Raw genomic sequence first — 18,177 nt, 5'->3', positions numbered from 1 at the left:
TTCCTCCTTCCGAGGTTTGTCAACGCGGGCCGCACGCAGCTCCTGGCGGCATCTTCGCACCCCGGCCCGCATCGAAAAACCTTCAGGAAAGGAGACATTCGCCGCAGCATCATTCTGGTAAGGTGACTTTCTGAATAGCGGACTTTCATTTAGAATGCAGTTTCAAGCTCTATTTGAGAGAAACTGCGGGAATAAATACAACCGCCAAGTTCAAAGCAGCCTGTTTGCGTGCCATTCTACGTGATCCTGGGCAAAGCTTGCGACGAAGTAATAGCTGTGATTGTACCCTTTATGTTCCCGATAAGTCAGTTCAACCCTCGCGGCTTTGGCTGAATCAGCAAGCGCCGCCGGGCGCAGGAGTTCATAGAACTGGTCATCACCCCCCTGATCGATCAGGATATCGCGCGGCCAGCCACGGGTTTGCATCAGAGCGCTGGCATCGTGATCCTGCCACGCGGTTTCATCTTCGCCCAGATAGGCCGTCAGCTGTTTGCGCCCCCAATCAGACCGGGTGGGGTTGGCAATCGGTGCAAATGCCGAGACGGATTTGTACTGTCTGGGGTTGTGCATCGCGAGCGTAAGCGCTCCGTGCCCACCCATTGAATGGCCAGTGACGCCGTGTGCCTCCGTAACCGGGAAATTGCCGCACACCAGCGCGTACAGTTCACGCGAGACATAGTCATGCATGCGGAAACTTGGTGCCCAAGGGGCCTGCGTCGCATTCACATAAAACCCAGCACCCTGTCCCAGATCATAAGCTTCGTCATCGGCCACACCTTCGCCTCGTGGGGACGTGTCCGGGAAGACCAGCGCCAACCCGTGTTTGGCCGCAAATTGTTGCAACCCGGCCTTGGACATGGCGTTTTCATGAGTGCAGGTAAGGCCGGATAGATACCACAAGACTGGCACAGACGTTGTTTTGGCCCGCGGCGGTAGGTAGATACCGAAGGTCATGTCACAGCTACAGGCCGCCGAAGTGTGCCTGTAGACTTCATTCTTTCCTCCGAAACACGCCGTGCTTTCGATCAGCTTCATGGATCAGAACTCAACAACCGCGCGGATGGATTTCCCTTCATGCATCAGGTCAAATCCGTGATTGATCTCGTCAAGTGTCAGCTTGTGGGTAATCATCGGGTCGATCTCGATCTTGCCGTCCATGTACCAGTCGACGATCTTGGGCACATCCGTCCGGCCCGATGCACCGCCGAATGCCGTGCCGCGCCAGCTGCGGCCCGTTACCAGCTGGAATGGGCGGGTCGAGATTTCGGCTCCTGCCGGTGCCACGCCGATGATGATCGATTCACCCCATCCCTTATGTGCGGCCTCCAGCGCGGTGCGCATCACGTTCACATTTCCCGTGGCATCAAATGTGTAGTCTGCGCCACCATTGGTCAATTCGACCAGATGCGCCACCAGATCGCCCTCGATCTGTGACGGGTTGACGAAATTGGTCATGCCGAACTGACTTGCCATTTCGGCCTTGCTGTTATTGAGATCAACGCCGACGATCTGATCCGCGCCCGCCAGACGCAGGCCCTGGATCACGTTCAGGCCAATGCCTCCGAGGCCGAAGACCACCCCGCGCGAACCGATTTCTACCTTAGCAGTGTTGATCACCGCGCCGATACCGGTGGTGACGCCGCAGCCGATGTAGCAGACCTTGTCAAAGGGCGCGTCCTTGCGGATCTTGGCCAGCGCGATCTCGGGCACAACGGTGTGATTGGCAAAGGTCGAACAGCCCATATAGTGGTGGATCGGCGTGCCATCCAGCATCGAGAACCGGGTGCTGCCGTCGGGTAGCAGGCCCTGCCCCTGCGTCGCGCGGATCGACTGGCACAGATTGGTCTTGGGGTTCAGGCAGTATTCGCATTTACGGCATTCGGGCGTGTATAGCGGGATCACGTGATCGCCGACTTCCAGAGAGGTAACGCCCTCACCCACCTCGATAACCACGCCGGCGCCTTCGTGGCCCAGAATGGCCGGAAAGATACCCTCGGGGTCGTCGCCTGAGCGGGTGAACTCATCTGTGTGACACAGGCCGGTGGCCTTAATCTCAACCAGAACCTCTCCGGCGCGGGGGCCCTCAAGGTTCACGTCCATCACTTCAAGCGGCTTGCCGGGGGCAAGGGCAACAGCAGCACGGGTTCTCATCATGAGTTTGTCCTTACTTGGAAATTCGTCAAAAGGTGGCGTCCGGTCCAAATGTGTCGCATCTCGGGCCGGACGCCGAGTTTCGCCGCACGGGTATGCGGCGAAAAGGGGTTCCGGGGTTACGCGGCCTGTTCAGCCCCTTTTTCAGCCGCAGGCCCGGCGGGGAAGACGCCGGACATCACGACAAAGCCGGGCATGCGTTTGAACCGGTCGCACCAGCGGCGGATCGCCGGGTAATCCATCCGCGATATGCCGCCATCCTCGCTGAGCATGATGTAGGGGAAACAGGCGATATCGGCGATGGTCGGATGATCCCCCGGGCAAATCCAATCCTGCCCGTCCAGCTCTGCGAAATACAGGTGCTCGTCAAGGATTCGGAACAGGTTATGAGCGCCTGCACGGGCCGCGTCGATATCAAGATGGCGGTACAGCAGGCTGTCATGCAACCGCGCAGCCGAGGCGGTCGAGGTGATCCCGTCGGCAAAGGCCAGCCATTGCGACACCTGCCCCAGCAGTGCCGGGTCGCCGGTCGGGTACCATTTGCCCGAGCCGTCATATTTCGACGCAAGATAGACCAGTATCGCTTGCGCATCTCGCAGTACCAGCCCGTCATCGTCGATCACCGGCAATTGCCCCAGCGGGTTGAGCTTCAGGAACTCATCGGACTTGTGCTGAAGGCCAGGGTAGAAGTCGATCTTCTCGGTCTCGAATTCGATGCCCAGAAAGGACATCAGCAGACGCAGTTTGTAGCAGTTGCCCGACAGTTCATAGTCATAAAGCTTGATCATCATGCACCTCAGATATCCAGAATAAGCCGGTCGGATTTGGCCCGGCTGACGCAAGTCATGATCGACTTGCCTTCGTCCTTTTCGCTGTCGGACAGGTAGACGTCCTGATGCAGCACCTCGCCTTCGATCACACCGCAGCGGCAGGTGCCGCAGGCGCCCTGTTCGCAGGAGCTGCCCATGTTGATCCCGTTTTCGCGTAGCACCTCAAGAATGGTTTGGCCTGCGGGCACGGTTAGCGTCATGGCCGAGCGGGCGAGATCAATCTCGAAGCTGTTGGAATCGTCCAGTTCGACCGTGTTCTTGAAGTATTCGAAATGCACCGCCTCGTCGGACCAGCCGCAATCGGCGGCGACCTGACGGGCCGCTTCCAGCATTGGGCCCGGGCCACAGATATAGATGTGGCGGGCGTGGCCAGGATCAGCCAGAACCTTGCGCAAAGTGGCAACAGTTTCGTCTGGGGACAGGCCCTTGTGCAAGTTTGCCGCCTGTTCGAATTCACCGATGGCCTGTTTAAAGGCCACGTGGTCGTCGGACTGGACGAAATAGTGGAACTCGAACCCAAGGTTCTGGCTGTTCAGCGTTCGCGCCATCGACAAAAGTGGCGTGACTCCAATGCCCCCGGCAACAAAAATCGTTTTCACCGCATCGCGACGTAAAGGGAAGTTGTTGCGCGGAGCCGAAATCGCCAGAACATCTCCCTTACTGACGCTGTCGTGAATTGCAATCGAGCCGCCCCGGCTGTCCGGTTCGCGTTTCACGCCGATGGTGTAATGATCGGTCTCGCCTGGGCCGTTGGTCAGCGAGTATTGCCGCACCAACCCGTTCTGGAGATGCACGTCGATATGTGCGCCGGGCTGGAAGGTGGGCAATCGGTTGCCGGTGATCGGCTCCAGCCGCAGACTGACAATCCCTTCGGCCGTCACGCTTTTCGCTGCAACCTGCACACGTAGATCGGCCTTGCGCCCGTCCGTGCTGACGGCTGGGATATCGACCAGATCCTCGGCCACGCGCCCGATCGGAGCTGACATCGGTTGGGGGGCTTCAAGTTGCGCGGCCTGGGCTTCGATCTTCCGACGCAGTGCGCTCAGTGCCTGACTGTGATTACGCAGTAGCGCGACATGTTTTGCACCCTGCGCTGTCTGGTTCGCGAGCCCGCGAATGACGCTGTGATCGCTGTCGCAGGGCTGCACGAAAAACCGAACGGCGCTGCCGTCACCGGCTGTCACCGTGACCGACCCGTCATCGTTGATCGACCCGGTGCAGCCATCGGCAAAGCTGTAACCGGTCAGCGCCTCGATTACGAAATCACGCGGCGCGTTGACCGGGATCGGGCGCAACACGGTGGCCGTTTCGAACCCATCCAGTGCCGGGATGTCACCGACCGCCTGCTCGCCGCACCAGACTAGACCATGCGCCTCGTGCGCCGGGTAAGTGTTGTTGCAGATAGTCCGCGCCGGAGCGTCCGCCGGGTGCGCCGGGATATAGGTACAGCCCGCCGTGCGGTTGGCGTAGCGCCAGCCGTGATACTGGCATTTCAGCTCGCGCCCGTCATTTATGCCAATCGACAATCGCACACCGCGGTGCAGGCAGCGATTTTCCCAGATGTTGACATAGCCGTCATCGGCACGCCACACGGCGAATTCCCGCCCCAGCAGCTTGGCCTGATACACATGGCGCAGCGGCAGATCCGAGCTTGAGGCGATGGGGATCCATTGCGAATGAAGTTCCGTAGTCATTTAATGTCCTTTCTGCGCCGGCTTAGGCGACTGCTGGAAGCGTGCCAAAGGTGACCTCGTGGTCCCTCAGCCAGCGGCGATAAAGAATGGCGACTTTGTCCGCACGAATGGGAGTTTCGGCCCGTGGATCAAGCGGCAGCTTGCGCGGGATCTGGTTTTCCAGGATCGGTTTGTCCTGCGCAAAGATCAGCTGCATGAACCAGCGCAGCGTGTCCTCTTCCATCCCGTCCTTGACGTAGCAGAGATAGGGGTGAACGATGCATTCCTCGGGCCCGACCGGCTGAATGAACAGCACGATATAGTCGTTGCGGTCGGGATAGGTCGGGTTGGTTTTATACAGAGCCACCGTATAGGGCCGGTAAACGCGATAGGTGTATTCCACCATGATCCCTCCCTCGGCCGTGGGTGAGGCTTGCGGCTGATAGAAGTAGCATTCCGACGCGATGATCTCGTCATCTTTGGTCAGTTCCACCTCATAGGGTTGCACCTCGGTATGTGGTTCCTCACCCAACCAGCCGGTGTGAACAAATGGGAAGTGGCCCATGTCGAGGAAGTTCTCGACCACGCGAAGACCCGAAACCTTGACCCCGAACGAGCCGCCACTAATCAGATAGCGATCAGTTTCAAAGGCTTCGGGGACATGAATGATGTCGCGTTCCGGCGTGCCAAGGCAGGTCCAGATGAACCCGTATTTCTCCTGCAACGGTAGTTTTGGTCCTTGCGCAGTATTCCGTCTGACCGAGATCCTGCCATCCCCATCCCGTGACACATAGACCGGCTCTTCAAACAATACGGTTTGTTGTACGTCGCCAAAGGCCAGCAGGTCGGCCTCGGCAACAACATGCCAGTCGTTCAACAGGATTTTGTTGTCGCAGGTCATGGTATCCTCCGTGTAATCGAATGGTTCAGGGGTTGGAGACCGGGATCACGCCATAGGTCAGGCCCTTGCCGCTGAGCCAGCGGCGATAGGCGATGGCGGATTTGTCGGCTCGGATCGGGGTTTCGGCACGTGGGTCCAGGGGTAGTCGCTTGGGCACCTGATTTTCGAGTATGGGCTTGTCCTGCCCAAAGATCACCTGCTGGAAATAGCGGATCGACTGATAGGTGTTCTCATCGTCCAGAATGCACATGCCCGTATGCGCCAGAATGCTTTCCGGCCCAACCGGCTGAATGAACAGATAGATCGCATCGCGCCGGGTCGGGTCATTCGGGCTGGATTTATACAAAATGGCGCAGTTCGGATGCGGCACGCGATAGGTGTATTCCACGTCTGCGCCCTCGTCCGAGGACAGCGCCGCCTGCGGCTGATAGAACCGGCAGCGCGTGGCGAGAATTTCATCCCGAGTTTCCGAAATCTCGACATCATATTCCTTGACCTCGGTATGGGGTTCCTCGCCCAGGATACCTGTGTGAACGTATGGGAAATGACCCATATCCAGAAAGTTCTCGACCCCGCGCCCGGCGGAGACATTCACGCCGAACATGCCCGTGGGCACAAAGCGGCGGTCGGCCTCCTGATATTCCGGAAAGGAAAACAGCGGTTCGGGATTGTCGCCCAAACTGGCCCAGACATAACCGTATTCAATCTGAGAATTCACCTCCTTCCCAATCTTGCTCGGATCGAAGGCCATCCCCTCGGCCAGGTCAGCTGTGGGTTCCCAGACATATGCCTGACCATCCGCATCCATCCCAAAGGACAGGGTCTGACCCAGCAAGACTGTGCTGTGAACACTGCCCGCCGTCATCTCGTCGACGGATGAAAGGGGATGCCAGTTCTCCAGAACAACCGGGTCGGTGCAAGTTGCGGGTGTCATGAATGCTCTCCTTTTCACGGATCAGCGGAAATACGGGATGCCAAGGCGCTGCGGCTGGCGAGATTGTCGGCGCAGGCCCATCAGCAACAGGATTGAAGCGAGGTACGGTAGCGCCAGGAAGATCTGATGCGGCACATCGATGCCCAACACCTGCACATGGGTCGCCACGCTTTCCAGCAGTGCGAAGACCAGTACGGCAGCCAGCACGCCCTTGGGCATCCAGTTACCAGCAATCAAGGCTACGATTGCCAGCCAGCCGCGCCCGGCGGTGATGTCGGCCAGAAAACGGTCCGAAAAACCCAGCATCAGGAAGCCGCCCCCAAGCCCAGTCATCACACTGCCGAACAGAACGGCGCCATATTGGCGGGCTCCAACGCTCAGGCCCTTGATGTCCAGCGCCTTAGGATTTTCTCCCAGGCAGCGCAGCTCCAACCCCCAACGGGTGCGGTAGAGCAGATACCAGACCGCGGGCACGGCGAGGAAGGCGACATAGGTCAGCAGGCGCTGGTCGAACAGGATTTCTCCGACAATGGGGATCGAAGACAGGACCGGGATCGGGAGGTTTTCGAACCCGTCGAATGTGGGCTGCGCGCGGCCCTTGATATACATGCGGAACCAATAGAGCGTCAGGCCCGCGATCAGCAGATTGACTGCGAGCCCGGTGATGAAATGATCCACCCGCATGGTCACGGTCATAAAGGCGATGATCAGCCCGACCAGCGCCCCGGCCACCATAGCCATAAGGACGGCAAGCCAGATCGACCCGGTGGCGGTAGCGACGAAGTAGGCGGTGAACGCGCCCATCAGCATCGTGCCCTCGACACCCATATTCCAGATGCCCGCGCGCTGGGTCACCAGCTCTCCGATAGCGGCGAACAGGATCGGGGTGGCGATACGGACCATCCCCGCAAGGATGCTGATCAGAATGGTTTGCTGGAACAACTCACTCATCGGTCTGGACCCTCACGATCTTGTAGCGGGCGGCCACGCCGGCACACAGGAAGGTCAGCATCAGAATGCCCTCCATCGCCGGTACAAGCGCCGCCGGTACCTGCGCCAGAAGTTTCATGTAAAGCGCGCCACTGCTGAGCCCGCCAAAGATGATCCCGGCCACCACTGTGCCCAAGGGGCGCAGGCCGCCGATCATGCCGATGATGATGCCGGTATAACCGAGGTTGAACAGCGTGTCGGACCGGAGCCTGTGCGCAGTTCCAAAGATTTCCGACACGCCCGCCAGCCCGGCAATCGCGCCGCTGAGGATCATCACCAGCACGATGGTGCGCCCGATATTGGTGCCGCGATAGGCAAGTGCCACCGGGTTGTAGCCCATGGCGCGGATTTCATAGCCCAGCGGGGTCTTGTCCAGAACAATGTAGCAGACCAGCGCCGCGACAATGGCAAAAGCAAAACCCAGATGCAGCTTGCTGCTGCCGAACAAAGCAGGCAATTGAGCGGCCTCGCTGATAGGCGCGGTTTGCTGATAAACGACCGAGGTCGACACCTCGGTCCAGGGTCCGCCGCCAATCAGATACGACAGAAGGAACACGATCAGATAGTTCATCATGACGGTCGAGATGATCTCGTTCACGTCGAACCGGTCTTTCAGGATCGCCGCCAATGCGCCCAGAACCGCCCCGCCGAACATGCCGCACAGGATGATGCCGGCGATGTACAAGGCAGGCGGCAGACCAGCCAGCATCAGATAGCCGGTATAGGCCCCCATCGCACCCGCATAGACCTGACCTTCCTGCCCGATGCTCCAGACTTGGGCGCGGAACGCCACCACGGTCGCCAATCCGGTCAGGATCAGCGGCGTCGCCTTGGCCAGCGTTGCGACAAGCGCCTTCTGGCTGCCAAAACCGCCGTTCAGCAGGGCCGAGAAGGCCTTGATCACATCCGCGCCGCTGGTCCAGAGCAAAAGTGCCGACAGCATCAGCCCGAACAGGGCCGCCGCCAGATACATGGAGAACGTCCAGATCGGTTTGCGGTTCACGCGGGGTTCGATCCTAATCCGGGTGATTGGGCGTGGTGCCCCGGTATCGCGTTCGATGGAGGTCATTCCGCAGCCTCCTTTCTCTCACCGGCCATTAGCAGGCCAATCTCTTCGATGGATGTGTTTTCGGGGTCGACCACGCCGGTGATCCGGCCACCCGAGATCACCGCGATGCGATCCGACAGGTTCAGCAGGTCTTCCAGTTCTTCCGAGGCCATCAGCACGGCATAGCCTTCATCGCGTTTTGCGATGATCTGCTTGTAGACATATTCAATCACGCCCAGATCCAGCCCCCGCGTCGGCTGATTGGCCAGCAAAAGCTTGTTCGAATGCACGAATTCGCGCGCAAGAATGACTTTTTGTGCGTTGCCGCCAGACAGGTGGTTAACCGGAGTAGTGGCGGATGGCGTTTTTATCTGAAACTCGTCGATCAGACCTTCGGCGATGGTACCGATCTGTTTCTGGTTCAGAAAAGGCCCCTGGGTGTAGTCGTCATGGCGCTGCCAGCCCAGGATCATGTTTTCCTGAATGTCGAACTCGGGGATCAGCCCCTCACGGAAGCGGTCGTCGGGCACCAGACCCACACCGCGATCCATATAATGGCGGGACGGCAACCCTTCGATCCGTTCACCCGCAAGCGTCACGTTGCCGCTTTCGGGGATCAGGATGCCCGATAGAATTTCGAACAACTCCTTCTGCCCGTTGCCGGACACCCCGGCCAGCCCCAGTATCTCGCCCTTGCCGATGGTCAGGCTGACCTGATCCAAAGCCAGATTTTCCCGGTTGTCGCGATAGCTCACGTTGTCAACAATCAGAACAGTTTCCGGTACTGCCGCCTCTTTGGCCGAGCGATCCCGGATCACGCGCAACTCGACATCGCGGCCGACCATCATGCGGGTCAGTTCTTTGGGGGTCACGTCACCGGGCCGGACGGTATTGACCACTTTGCCCTTGCGCAGGACGGTCACCCGGTCGGACTGCATCACTTCGACCATTTTGTGACTGATCAGCACAATCGACAGGCCGAGCTCCTTCATATGGTTGATGATGCGGAACAGGCGAATGGACTCCTCGGGCGTCAGCACCGCCGAGGGTTCGTCCAATATCAGAATTTCGGCGCCCAGATACAGCGCTTTGAGGATTTCAACCCACTGCTGCTGCCCCACCGCAAGGTCACGCACCACCGCGTCAGGGTCCAGATCGATTTCGTATTCCCGGCACAGGTCCGCGACGCGCGCACGCGCCTCATCCAAATTGAGCTTCCAGCCGTTTTCATGCGTTCCGACAACGATGTTTTCCAGCACGGTGAAATCGGGCACCAGCACGAAATGCTGGTGCACCATGCCGATCCCCGCACGGATCGCATCGCGGGGCGAGCGGAACTTGACCGGTTCGCCGCGCAACTCCAGACCGCCGCCTTCGGGCTGATAGAACCCGAACAGGCAGGACGACAGCGTCGATTTTCCGGCCCCGTTCTCTCCGAACAGGCAGTGAATTTCCCCTGCGACGAGATCGAAATTCACGTCTTCGTTCGCGATCACGCCGGGAAACCGTTTGGTCAGGTTCACTGTTCTTAAAATCGGAGACATTGGCTTTCCCATCATTTGGGCTGGCTGTCCTTGCCTATCCCGGTGCAGGCATTGCACCCGGGGCGGGTTCACAAACTGTAAGCCGTTCAATCGGACTTGGGCGGCGATACGTCGAGTTCGACCGTCAGCGCGCCCGATGCGATATCGTCCAGTGCGGTCTGGACCTGTGCCTGCACATCGTCCGGGACCTTGTCAGCCAGATCATAGTAGGGGGCGATGCTGGTGCCGCCTTCTGCCATGCCGCGCCAGATGATCTCGGTATTGCCCTCGAACGGCTTGCCATCGGCCTTGTTGGCCCACCATTCATCAACGACCCATTTCACGTCCGGGTCCCAGTTCGCCAATGAACTGGACAGGATCGTGGACGGCGAATAGTGATGGTCGTCTCCAAAGTTCGAGAAGCAAAGAATACCGGCCTCTTCGCAGGGCTGAAAATTTCCGGCCAGCTGGTAAATGATATCCGCGCCGGTTGAGATTTGCGCCGAGGTCATTTCTGAGGCCTTGCCCGGATCATACCAGCTTTCGATAAAGGCGACCTTTTGTTTGATTTCGGGATTGACCGATTTGGCCCCCGCGAAAAAGGCATTGATCAGGTCGTTAATGTCATCGGCGGGATAGGTGCCGACAACACCCAACGTGTTGGAACCAGTCAGATTGCCTGCAAGAATTCCCAGCGCATAGGCTGATTCATGCACGCGTTTGTAGACCCAGTACTGGTTGCCCCCCAAACCTTCATTGCCTGAACCCACCACGACAAACATGATTTCAGGAAACTCATCCTTCAGCTTTTTCACCTGATCGGAATAGGTCGAATGCGCCCAGATGATGTCATATTCACCCGACTCGGCGAACAGGCGCATCGCATCGCCTGCGTCATCGCCCCAGAGCGGATCGGTATACTGCCAGCTGATATCCAAATCATGCGGCTTTTCGGCCTTCACACGCTCCAGCGACTGGATGAGTGTACCGTCCCAGCTGGATTCGATACCCGCCGACAGGATGATGGCGATGTTCAGATCCTCGGGGTTTTCGGCGGCGGCGAATTGAGTCGAGGCCAGAAACGTACCCAGCCCGAAAGTCAGCACGCTGGCGGATTTCAGAAATGTTCTTTTTCGCATTGCTTTCGTTCCCTGTTGTTTGTGGATGTCATAAATCCAGTACCAGTAGGTCCGAATGCGCCCTTGAACAGCACACCGTCATCTGGTTGTTTTCTGCGTGTTCTTCATCTGTCAGCACGTAGTCCCGGTGATCCGGAGTACCTTCGAGGACTTTGGTGATGCAGGTGCCGCAGATGCCCTGCTCACATGATTTGGGGATGTCGAATCCCATCTCTTCCAGCACATCGATGGCGGCGCTGTCCGCCGGGATGTCGACGATCTGGCCAGTGCTGGCGATCTTGATCTTGAATGGTTGGTCATCGCCATCCGTTGCAGGTGGATCGACCGCGAAATACTCACGATGAACAGCCTCGAACGGCCAACCTTTGTGGGCCGCGTCCAGCACCGCATGCATGAACCCGGTCGGACCGCATACATACAGATGCGTTCCCGCGTCCGGGGTGTGGCTCAGCTCCGCGACATTGAATTTCTGATCCTCGGCCCCGTCGTCGAAATGCAGATGCACCCGATCCGAGAATTCCGAGGCCAGCAGATCCTCGCGAAAGGCCATGCGTACTTTGGTTCGGGCGCAGTAGTGCAATTCAAACGACGCACCTTTCGCATTCAGTGCCCGCGCCATCGACAGGATCGGCGTGATGCCGATGCCGCCTGCGATCAGCAAGGAATGCTCGGCCTTGTCCGACAGAGCAAAATGGTTGCGGGGCTCGCTGATCTCGACCCGTTGGCCGACATCCAGATTGTGCACGGCTTCAGAGCCGCCCCTGCCGTCGGTTTCTCGCAGCACGCCCAGGCAATAGCGGTCTGTCTCGGATGGGTCGTTGCACAGGGAATACTGACGGACCACGCCGTTATTCAGGTGGATATCGATATGGGATCCGGCGGTGAATGCAGGCAAGGACTTACCATCCGCTGCCACCAGTTCCAGCCCGGCAATATCGTGGGCCAGAACCGACTTTTCCCTGATTTCCACCTTGATAAGGGCGACCGTCATCGTTGCTCTTTCTGGTTAACTTGCGATCGGAGCGCCGAGGCCGAATTTCTTGACCAGCGCACGCCGGTAATCCATGGAAATCCGGTCCGCAGGAATGTGCATTTCCTCGCTCAGATCCAGTGGCAGATCTTCGGGGTGCTGGCCTTCGACAAGCGGTTTATCCTCTTCGTTGATCTGAGAGGATTCTTTGACCAGATACTCTGCGTCCGGCTCTTCGGTATTGTCAGTGATGATCTGGAACAGCTTCGATTCATGCGCCGAAACCGGGCAGACCGTGTCTGCAATGATCTGCACATAATCGCTGTCGATCGGCTTGATGTAGATGGCGGTGCTGAACGGGAAGGTCAGTTCGTAGGTGTAGACCACCTGGCGATCATCAGCATCCACCCCATCCGGAAAACGATTCCCACCTTCCAGATAAGGCATGTCAAAGGTCAGCCCGTAATCCGTTTCATAAACCTTATACAGCGGCAGCGGCGCGGGTATTTCATTTCCGAACGTTTCGCCATGTACGAATGGAAAATGCGCCAGATCGTTGAAGTTTTCGACATGTCGGCTGGCTGCAGCCATCCAGGTGCCGGACGGAATGAAGTTCAGCTTGATGTTGGGGTCGTCCAGCATTTCCCACGTTGGCAGAGTCCAGTTGGGTTCCCCGCTCAGGCAAGCCCACACGATGCCGTATCTCTCTTCGCTCAGAACGGAGTAGAGTCGCATCTTGGCCGGAATCTTCGCATTCTGGTGCGGCATCGAGGGAATCTTGGTGCACTGGCCAGAATGATCGAAACACAGCCCGTGCATCGGACAAACCAAGTTATCGTCGCGAACCCAGCCTGCGCTCAGCCGGGTTCCGCGATGGGGACAGATGTCGTGCGCAACCGACACGCCTTGAGACGTCCGGTAAACGACCAAATCGACATCCAGCAGCCGCGCCTTTACAGGTTCATCCTGAATTTCATGCGCATAAGCGATGGGATGCCAAAATTTGCGCAGAATGCGCCAATCGGTTTCGTCAAAGGTGCAATTGCGCGGCAAATCACTTGCGAATTTTGAGTGATTTACGGACTGAAACATGGCTGGCACTCCGGGCTGGCGGTGTATTTTCCGCAGGTGGCTGATGGTGATAACACCCACACTGTGTTTGCTCGAAATCAATAAATAAATGACGGAAAATCATCTGAAATTGACTGTAATGAATAAAACCGTCATATTTCATGCATGTTTTCTAAACTGGCAACGCCACCTGCATTCAGACTGGTGGTTGCATCCTTCTAATCGTTAATCCGAGTCGCGGCACCTGGCACATGGACCAACTCATCAATCAGATCCGGGGCTACTCTTTCGGGGGGATGACCTATGAAAAGGGCGGCCTTTTCGGCCCGATCATGCGCCCCTATCTCTCGGTGATTGTCATCGAAAGCGGCAGTTGCACGATGCGCTCGGATGCTGGGAGTGTAACCGTCCGATCCGGTCAGGTCGGTATTCTCGCTGGACGCAAACGGTTCGAATTCGACTATCTCAGAGGAGAGAGTACAACCGTAAGCTGGTGCGAGGGATTCCTCCCGGACCTGGACCCGACAGCATTCGAGGCGCAGATCACGCATTTCGAACCAATCCCGATTTCAGAGCGGCTCAAAAGGTTGCAACGCATCGGAGTGAGTACTGGACATGCCTCATCAGCCGACCTGAACAGCCTACGCAACGCAATCGGCCTGTCGGTATTTCGCGCTTTTCTGCTGGAAGCGCGTCAGGATCAGTCCGAAAAGAAAATGCCTGTGCGCGTTTTAATAGCCAAACGGTTCATGGACGACAATATCAGCGACGAAACCGTCGAGGTAAATGCCGTAGCGCGACATGTCGAAATGTCTCCGCAGCACCTGATTGCTTCCTTCAAGACGACCATAGGTATTACGCCGGGGAAATACCTCTGGCAGATACGCGCGGCCAGAGCGCGGCAATTGTTGGTTCACACGCGCCTCAGTCACGCGCAAATCGCATTTGAGTGCGGTTTTAAAAGCGTGTCTCATTTTTCCAGAAGCCTGAAATTACGATTTGGCATCACCCCCAGCCAAATTCGCCGCGAGATGGGGTTTGTACAGTCAAGTGAAATGGATAGTTCCGTCGAAGAGTTCTTTTTTTGATTGACAGGCTAATGATAGATTCTTCGTTCAACTCGGCATTTGTTGAAATAAAAGACATATGTAACGTGGAAGACGACAGTACTTGAAAGCACCAAGGTTGTTACCATGATCGTTGCGCCGGCTCTGACCCGACCGATCCTTATCCTCAATGTTCGCGAGTTTTCATCGAACAGACACCGAGTTTTCCCAGTTCGACAGTTCAGGGGTTTCACCCGCAAGACACTGATATATTAGCTGGTTTCAATCCTAAGGATGTCAAATAAACTTGAAACTGTGCAGCTGCAGCGAATGTCTGGAATATCTGATTGCAAACACAGTGTGTCAAGGACCCAACGAGTGACCGATTAGGGCCGAAAGATAGCTCTCGGTGCATATGGTACATGCGGAAGCCTTGCACCATGGAAACCAGAGTACGTGCGCCTTTTAGTCGAGATTTTGTGCCGTCTGAGAGGACAACACTGCATAGGACGCGTCATAGAAGTAAGTCAGCCATATTGAGGACCCATCGAAGAAAATATCGGAAATCCCGCGCGAATGAGATCCGGCGTCCAGTGGAAGAATGCCCCCGTCAGTTTCAATGCGCATGAGCTTCGCATTCGGGTAGTCCTCGTGACCTCGATAACCTCCGACTACAACTGTGTCGTTGATAATTTCAACGGATTCCAAGTTACCAAAACCGTTTGAAACAGTCACAGCAGTATCCCCGCTGTCTAAATGCGGAACCCAAAATAAAGCGCTGTCCCATGCATCATCGCTGCCCCAGGATACTGCGTAAATTCCTGTTTCAGCGATTGCAAAGCGAGCAAGTCCATTGATACGCAGATCACCGAGGTAAGGTTGGATTTGCCCGGTTTGGGTTGCGACGGATAGGAATGCGCCGCGCCCGAAATCACTCACGAGAAGGGTGTTTTCGTCAATAGCTTCGATATCGTAGAGAAAAACGCCTTCCTCACTAAGGGCCTGCCGCCAGTTTATTGTGCCATCCGGCGTGGTAGAAATGACCTCATTGCCATCCACGATGACAATCTGGTTGCCAGAACGCACCATTCCGGTCGGGTTGCGCAGGCCTTGCCCATCCGAGAGTTCGATTTCTTCGGTCGCACCGTCAGGAGTGAGCTTGTATAGCCCGCCATTGGTGGCGTCTGAGCCGAACTCTTCACCTGGCCCACCTGGTCCAATCGACACGGCATAGATAGCGTTCCCCATAGGCAAAACGGCCTCGGTAAAGGGCGGCAACTTTTGTTCGGCGACAGCAGGGCAGGCTACAGCGCAGGCAACCAGTAGCGAAAAAACTTTCATCTCAAATAATTCTCCTGTGTAGCTGCGTTTCGACGTTGCAGCCCTTTTTCCCTGCGATGACTGCTCTGGGGCGGCCACAATGAACCAAGCGGTCTGCATCAGATGCTTTGACTGAAGGCCAGAAAGTGCGCGGCCAGTGCCGCGACGGCAGCGTCAATAGTTAGTGGGTCTTCGTAAAACTGAAGCTGGTTGGCATCGTCGATCCAATGAAGCGTCTTCTGCTCTGACGCGATGTCTTCAAAAATGCGGCGCGGAATGTCCTTACCGCTTGCAGCTCTGTCGCCGTGGATCATTAATACGGGCAGGCTCAGTTGTGGGGCTGTTTCGTCGATCCGCCAGCCCCAGATGCCCGCTTCGCTCATCGCGGTGATGCGGTTTTCCCAACCCCCTTTGAAAGTCAGCCAAGGGGCCCTGTTGTCCCAAGGCAGGTACCAGTCTGCGATGGCTGTCGCCGTCAGAAGGGCATCCTCAGAGCCGACAATTGGAATGTAGCTGGCTTCCCCTGTTTTTTCGAAATCGGCTGCTGCTTTGGTCGCGCGCTCCATACGCGCTTCAACTGCGGCATCACTGCCAAGGTACATTCTGGCGGTTTCCGCAGTCAGATAATGTCCTGCGACAACCCCGAGAGAGGCTACGCGATCATCTATCACCGCGGTTTCAATCGCCCAGTTGACGCCCTGGCAAATCCCGAGAAGATGAAGTCGATTTGCGTCAATTTCTTCCTGTTTGGCGAGAAATCCGAGGGCAGCCTGACAGTCTTCAACCTTGGCTTCGCCAGACTCATAGCGTCGGGGCGCGCCTGAACTTTCTCCGTGATAGCGCGGGTCGAATATCAGAACAGCCAGCCCGCGCGCTGCCAAGCGGGTTGCATATTGCACCGGTGATTGTTCCTTGACGAAAGCGACAGGTCCGATGATCACAACTGCCGGGTGAGGTCCTTCCGAAGCAGGTCTCAACAGTTTTCCAACAAGGGTTTCCCCAGAGCTGTCAAAGGACACTGTTTCAGCATCGTAAGATCCAAGTGCCGATTGATCTACGTCACCGGATGCCTCCGCAGTGCTGGGCCGGACGGCGAATGCTCCGGTCATGGATGTTGCAATCGCGGTTGAGTTGAACATGCGTCGTGTAATCACTGCTGCTGTCCTTTCGTATTCAGTTTGATGGGTGCCACGCCAAAAGGTCATGGACAAAACGCCCGATTGGGGGGTGCCCTGTTAGGCTTCGCTTGTCAGTTAGCTCGTGACAGGCATAATTGGGATGACGCAGATAGCATGATGGTCATACAAAAAATGAATGATGCCCTAACTTCTCTGGATGTGCGGACTCTACGGTTCCTGCAGCTCCTGCTTCGCACAAGCAGCGTGACACGCACGGCCATGCATCTGGGGATCAGCCAGCCCGCCGCCAGTCGAATACTCGCCCGGGTACGCGACCTGATAGGAGATCCGGTGCTGATCCGAACGCAGTCGGGATACAAGTTAACGGATCATGCTCTGGGCCTGGATGACCCTGTCGATGCTGCATTGTCGGCGATTGCGGATGTCTTCAGGCCATCCACTTTTGATCCGGCACAGTCCAACCATTGCTATCGCATCGCCTCGACAGATTACGGCGTTGCGGCAGTCCTGGGACCCATAATGGAGGTCTTTGCCGTTGTCGCACCAGCATTAAGGTTTGATGTCTCGCCACTGGTGCCGCAGAGCTTTAGCGACTTGGAAAAAGGGGCAATTGATCTGCTTTTATACGCGGATTTGGACGCCAGGGACGATTTGCTTATTCAGAAGCTATTTGATGAAACCTACGAAGTTCTTTTCCGCCAAGGCCACCCGCTTGAGGAACACGAAGCGTCAAAACGGGCCCTTACTCCGCAAGACGTGTCGCCTTACCGGTTAATCGAGTTCAGTTTTCCGGGCACCACAGGCTTGAAACCGGATACGATCATGCGGGAAGATAGAAACGACTCGAACGCGGTTTTCCAACAGCCTTACTTCACCACTCTGCCTTTCCTTGTCGGACAGACGGATGCGGTTGCAGCTGTCCCCAAACGGCTGGCAAAACAAGTCCAGAAATTGACCTCTCTTTGTTCAGCTCCGTTTCTGCCGAGTAGCGGGTTCCCCTATTACCTTATCCGTCACGAGCGCAGCCGCTTCAACCCGGCGGTCAACTGGCTGAGGGAACAGGCATTGGAGATCACCACGTCCAACTGACCAGATGTTCGAGCCGTGATGATGGTTTGGGCGTGAGAACTTCGAAGCACGGAGAAGCCATTCAAATCACCAGCCGCTCTTGGGTCCTAACAAATCCACAATCCCGCTATGGCTGTTTTAGTGGGCTGAGCTACAACATCGATCGTTACTGTTACATCTCTGCCCAGAGCCGTGCTCCTGATCATCGTCTACTTTCCAGCTTTGCGATTGCAGCGAACGGCAGCTTTGGCGGGCCGCACCGCAGAGAAAGTGACCAAGGTCGAACGGCATCTGTGGGTGGCTCCTGCATTGCAAGAGTTTTTTGGTGATGTTTGCGGGTATTTTGTCAGTACCTTCGTCTGTCCGGCCTGTTT

At 56.9% G+C, this 18,177-nt stretch carries 17 protein-coding genes; 3 read left to right on the top strand and 14 right to left on the bottom strand.

Going from position 1 to position 18,177, the window contains the following annotated elements:
• Nucleotides 1–210: 210 nt before the first annotated feature.
• From fghA to ACR0K1_RS24710, 12 genes are all read right to left on the bottom strand, one after another.
• Entirely contained in the window at nucleotides 211–1,035 is an 825-nt protein-coding gene (gene fghA / locus ACR0K1_RS24765) for an S-formylglutathione hydrolase (RefSeq protein ID WP_480852208.1), read from the bottom strand.
• A 3-nt stretch (nucleotides 1,036–1,038) separates the two neighbouring features.
• Nucleotides 1,039–2,151, bottom strand: coding sequence for an S-(hydroxymethyl)glutathione dehydrogenase/class III alcohol dehydrogenase (locus ACR0K1_RS24760; protein WP_480852209.1), 1,113 nt, complete (start codon nucleotides 2,149–2,151; stop codon nucleotides 1,039–1,041).
• A 119-nt stretch (nucleotides 2,152–2,270) separates the two neighbouring features.
• The gene (locus ACR0K1_RS24755) at nucleotides 2,271–2,939 is read right to left on the bottom strand and encodes a glutathione S-transferase family protein (RefSeq protein ID WP_170592406.1); all 669 of its coding nucleotides are present in this window, start codon (nucleotides 2,937–2,939) and stop codon (nucleotides 2,271–2,273) included.
• 8 nt (nucleotides 2,940–2,947) lie between these two features.
• Nucleotides 2,948–4,675, bottom strand: coding sequence for a Rieske 2Fe-2S domain-containing protein (locus tag ACR0K1_RS24750; protein ID WP_480852207.1), 1,728 nt, complete (start codon nucleotides 4,673–4,675; stop codon nucleotides 2,948–2,950).
• Nucleotides 4,676–4,697: 22 nt separating this feature from the next.
• Nucleotides 4,698–5,555 carry an aromatic ring-hydroxylating dioxygenase subunit alpha gene (locus ACR0K1_RS24745; protein ID WP_480852206.1) on the bottom strand — a complete coding sequence of 286 codons (858 nt, stop codon included), beginning with the start codon at nucleotides 5,553–5,555 and terminating at the stop codon, nucleotides 4,698–4,700.
• A gap of 25 nt (nucleotides 5,556–5,580) precedes the next feature.
• Complete coding sequence (locus tag ACR0K1_RS24740; protein WP_480852205.1) at nucleotides 5,581–6,489, bottom strand: aromatic ring-hydroxylating dioxygenase subunit alpha; 909 nt, start codon at nucleotides 6,487–6,489, stop codon at nucleotides 5,581–5,583.
• A gap of 21 nt (nucleotides 6,490–6,510) precedes the next feature.
• Entirely contained in the window at nucleotides 6,511–7,440 is a 930-nt protein-coding gene (locus ACR0K1_RS24735; protein ID WP_480852204.1) for an ABC transporter permease, read from the bottom strand.
• Nucleotides 7,433–8,548 (bottom strand): ABC transporter permease, encoded by a 1,116-nt coding sequence (locus ACR0K1_RS24730; protein WP_480852203.1) that lies wholly within the window; start codon nucleotides 8,546–8,548, stop codon nucleotides 7,433–7,435. The genes ACR0K1_RS24735 and ACR0K1_RS24730 overlap by 8 nt, the downstream gene beginning before the upstream one ends.
• Nucleotides 8,545–10,071: an ABC transporter ATP-binding protein gene (locus ACR0K1_RS24725; protein WP_480852202.1), complete on the bottom strand. Its 1,527-nt coding sequence runs from the start codon at nucleotides 10,069–10,071 to the stop codon at nucleotides 8,545–8,547. Before ACR0K1_RS24725 ends, ACR0K1_RS24730 begins: the two co-directional genes overlap by 4 nt.
• Nucleotides 10,072–10,157: 86 nt before the next feature.
• Nucleotides 10,158–11,189 carry a BMP family lipoprotein gene (locus tag ACR0K1_RS24720; RefSeq protein ID WP_170592384.1) on the bottom strand — a complete coding sequence of 344 codons (1,032 nt, stop codon included), beginning with the start codon at nucleotides 11,187–11,189 and terminating at the stop codon, nucleotides 10,158–10,160.
• 28 nt (nucleotides 11,190–11,217) lie between these two features.
• Nucleotides 11,218–12,180 carry a PDR/VanB family oxidoreductase gene (locus ACR0K1_RS24715; RefSeq protein ID WP_480852201.1) on the bottom strand — a complete coding sequence of 321 codons (963 nt, stop codon included), beginning with the start codon at nucleotides 12,178–12,180 and terminating at the stop codon, nucleotides 11,218–11,220.
• A 15-nt stretch (nucleotides 12,181–12,195) separates the two neighbouring features.
• Nucleotides 12,196–13,251, bottom strand: coding sequence for a Rieske 2Fe-2S domain-containing protein (locus tag ACR0K1_RS24710; protein WP_480852200.1), 1,056 nt, complete (start codon nucleotides 13,249–13,251; stop codon nucleotides 12,196–12,198).
• Nucleotides 13,252–13,481: 230 nt separating this feature from the next.
• On the opposite strand from ACR0K1_RS24710, the gene ACR0K1_RS24705 reads away from it, so the two are divergent.
• Nucleotides 13,482–14,318 (top strand): helix-turn-helix domain-containing protein, encoded by an 837-nt coding sequence (locus tag ACR0K1_RS24705; RefSeq protein WP_480852199.1) that lies wholly within the window; start codon nucleotides 13,482–13,484, stop codon nucleotides 14,316–14,318.
• 423 nt (nucleotides 14,319–14,741) lie between these two features.
• Here the strand turns inward: ACR0K1_RS24705 and ACR0K1_RS24700 are convergent, their stop codons facing one another.
• Together ACR0K1_RS24700 and ACR0K1_RS24695 are read right to left on the bottom strand one after the other, a co-directional pair.
• Nucleotides 14,742–15,716, bottom strand: a complete 975-nt coding sequence (locus tag ACR0K1_RS24700) for a hypothetical protein (RefSeq protein ID WP_480852198.1) — start codon at nucleotides 15,714–15,716, stop codon at nucleotides 14,742–14,744.
• Entirely contained in the window at nucleotides 15,716–16,801 is a 1,086-nt protein-coding gene (locus ACR0K1_RS24695) for an alpha/beta hydrolase (RefSeq protein WP_480852197.1), read from the bottom strand. Before ACR0K1_RS24695 ends, ACR0K1_RS24700 begins: the two co-directional genes overlap by 1 nt.
• A gap of 105 nt (nucleotides 16,802–16,906) precedes the next feature.
• Here ACR0K1_RS24695 and ACR0K1_RS24690 point away from each other — a divergent pair, with 105 nt between their 5' ends.
• Both ACR0K1_RS24690 and ACR0K1_RS24685 read left to right on the top strand, forming a co-directional pair.
• Complete coding sequence (locus ACR0K1_RS24690; protein ID WP_480852196.1) at nucleotides 16,907–17,824, top strand: LysR family transcriptional regulator; 918 nt, start codon at nucleotides 16,907–16,909, stop codon at nucleotides 17,822–17,824.
• Between the two features lie 171 nt (nucleotides 17,825–17,995).
• Nucleotides 17,996–18,177: hypothetical protein (locus ACR0K1_RS24685; RefSeq protein ID WP_480852195.1), on the top strand; the 182-nt coding region annotated here is incomplete at its 3' end.

It is taken from the genome of Ruegeria sp. F5, from assembly GCF_056533845.1.
The sequence above is the reverse complement of the archived record's forward strand: the minus strand, read 5'-3'. Positions and strand labels throughout refer to the sequence as shown.

Bases quoted from the DNA above. Each gene is read 5' to 3' on its own strand.
- fghA (WP_480852208.1), bottom strand. From the start codon at position 1,035: ATGAAGCTGATCGAAAGCACGGCGTGTTTCGGAGGAAAGAATGAAGTC.
- ACR0K1_RS24760 (WP_480852209.1), bottom strand. From the start codon at position 2,151: ATGAGAACCCGTGCTGCTGTTGCCCTTGCCCCCGGCAAGCCGCTTGAA.
- ACR0K1_RS24755 (WP_170592406.1), bottom strand. From the start codon at position 2,939: ATGATCAAGCTTTATGACTATGAACTGTCGGGCAACTGCTACAAACTG.
- ACR0K1_RS24750 (WP_480852207.1), bottom strand. From the start codon at position 4,675: ATGACTACGGAACTTCATTCGCAATGGATCCCCATCGCCTCAAGCTCG.
- ACR0K1_RS24745 (WP_480852206.1), bottom strand. From the start codon at position 5,555: ATGACCTGCGACAACAAAATCCTGTTGAACGACTGGCATGTTGTTGCC.
- ACR0K1_RS24740 (WP_480852205.1), bottom strand. From the start codon at position 6,489: ATGACACCCGCAACTTGCACCGACCCGGTTGTTCTGGAGAACTGGCAT.
- ACR0K1_RS24735 (WP_480852204.1), bottom strand. From the start codon at position 7,440: ATGAGTGAGTTGTTCCAGCAAACCATTCTGATCAGCATCCTTGCGGGG.
- ACR0K1_RS24730 (WP_480852203.1), bottom strand. From the start codon at position 8,548: ATGACCTCCATCGAACGCGATACCGGGGCACCACGCCCAATCACCCGG.
- ACR0K1_RS24725 (WP_480852202.1), bottom strand. From the start codon at position 10,071: ATGTCTCCGATTTTAAGAACAGTGAACCTGACCAAACGGTTTCCCGGC.
- ACR0K1_RS24720 (WP_170592384.1), bottom strand. From the start codon at position 11,189: ATGCGAAAAAGAACATTTCTGAAATCCGCCAGCGTGCTGACTTTCGGG.
- ACR0K1_RS24715 (WP_480852201.1), bottom strand. From the start codon at position 12,180: ATGACGGTCGCCCTTATCAAGGTGGAAATCAGGGAAAAGTCGGTTCTG.
- ACR0K1_RS24710 (WP_480852200.1), bottom strand. From the start codon at position 13,251: ATGTTTCAGTCCGTAAATCACTCAAAATTCGCAAGTGATTTGCCGCGC.
- ACR0K1_RS24705 (WP_480852199.1), top strand. From the start codon at position 13,482: ATGGACCAACTCATCAATCAGATCCGGGGCTACTCTTTCGGGGGGATG.
- ACR0K1_RS24700 (WP_480852198.1), bottom strand. From the start codon at position 15,716: ATGCAGACCGCTTGGTTCATTGTGGCCGCCCCAGAGCAGTCATCGCAG.
- ACR0K1_RS24695 (WP_480852197.1), bottom strand. From the start codon at position 16,801: ATGACCTTTTGGCGTGGCACCCATCAAACTGAATACGAAAGGACAGCA.
- ACR0K1_RS24690 (WP_480852196.1), top strand. From the start codon at position 16,907: ATGAATGATGCCCTAACTTCTCTGGATGTGCGGACTCTACGGTTCCTG.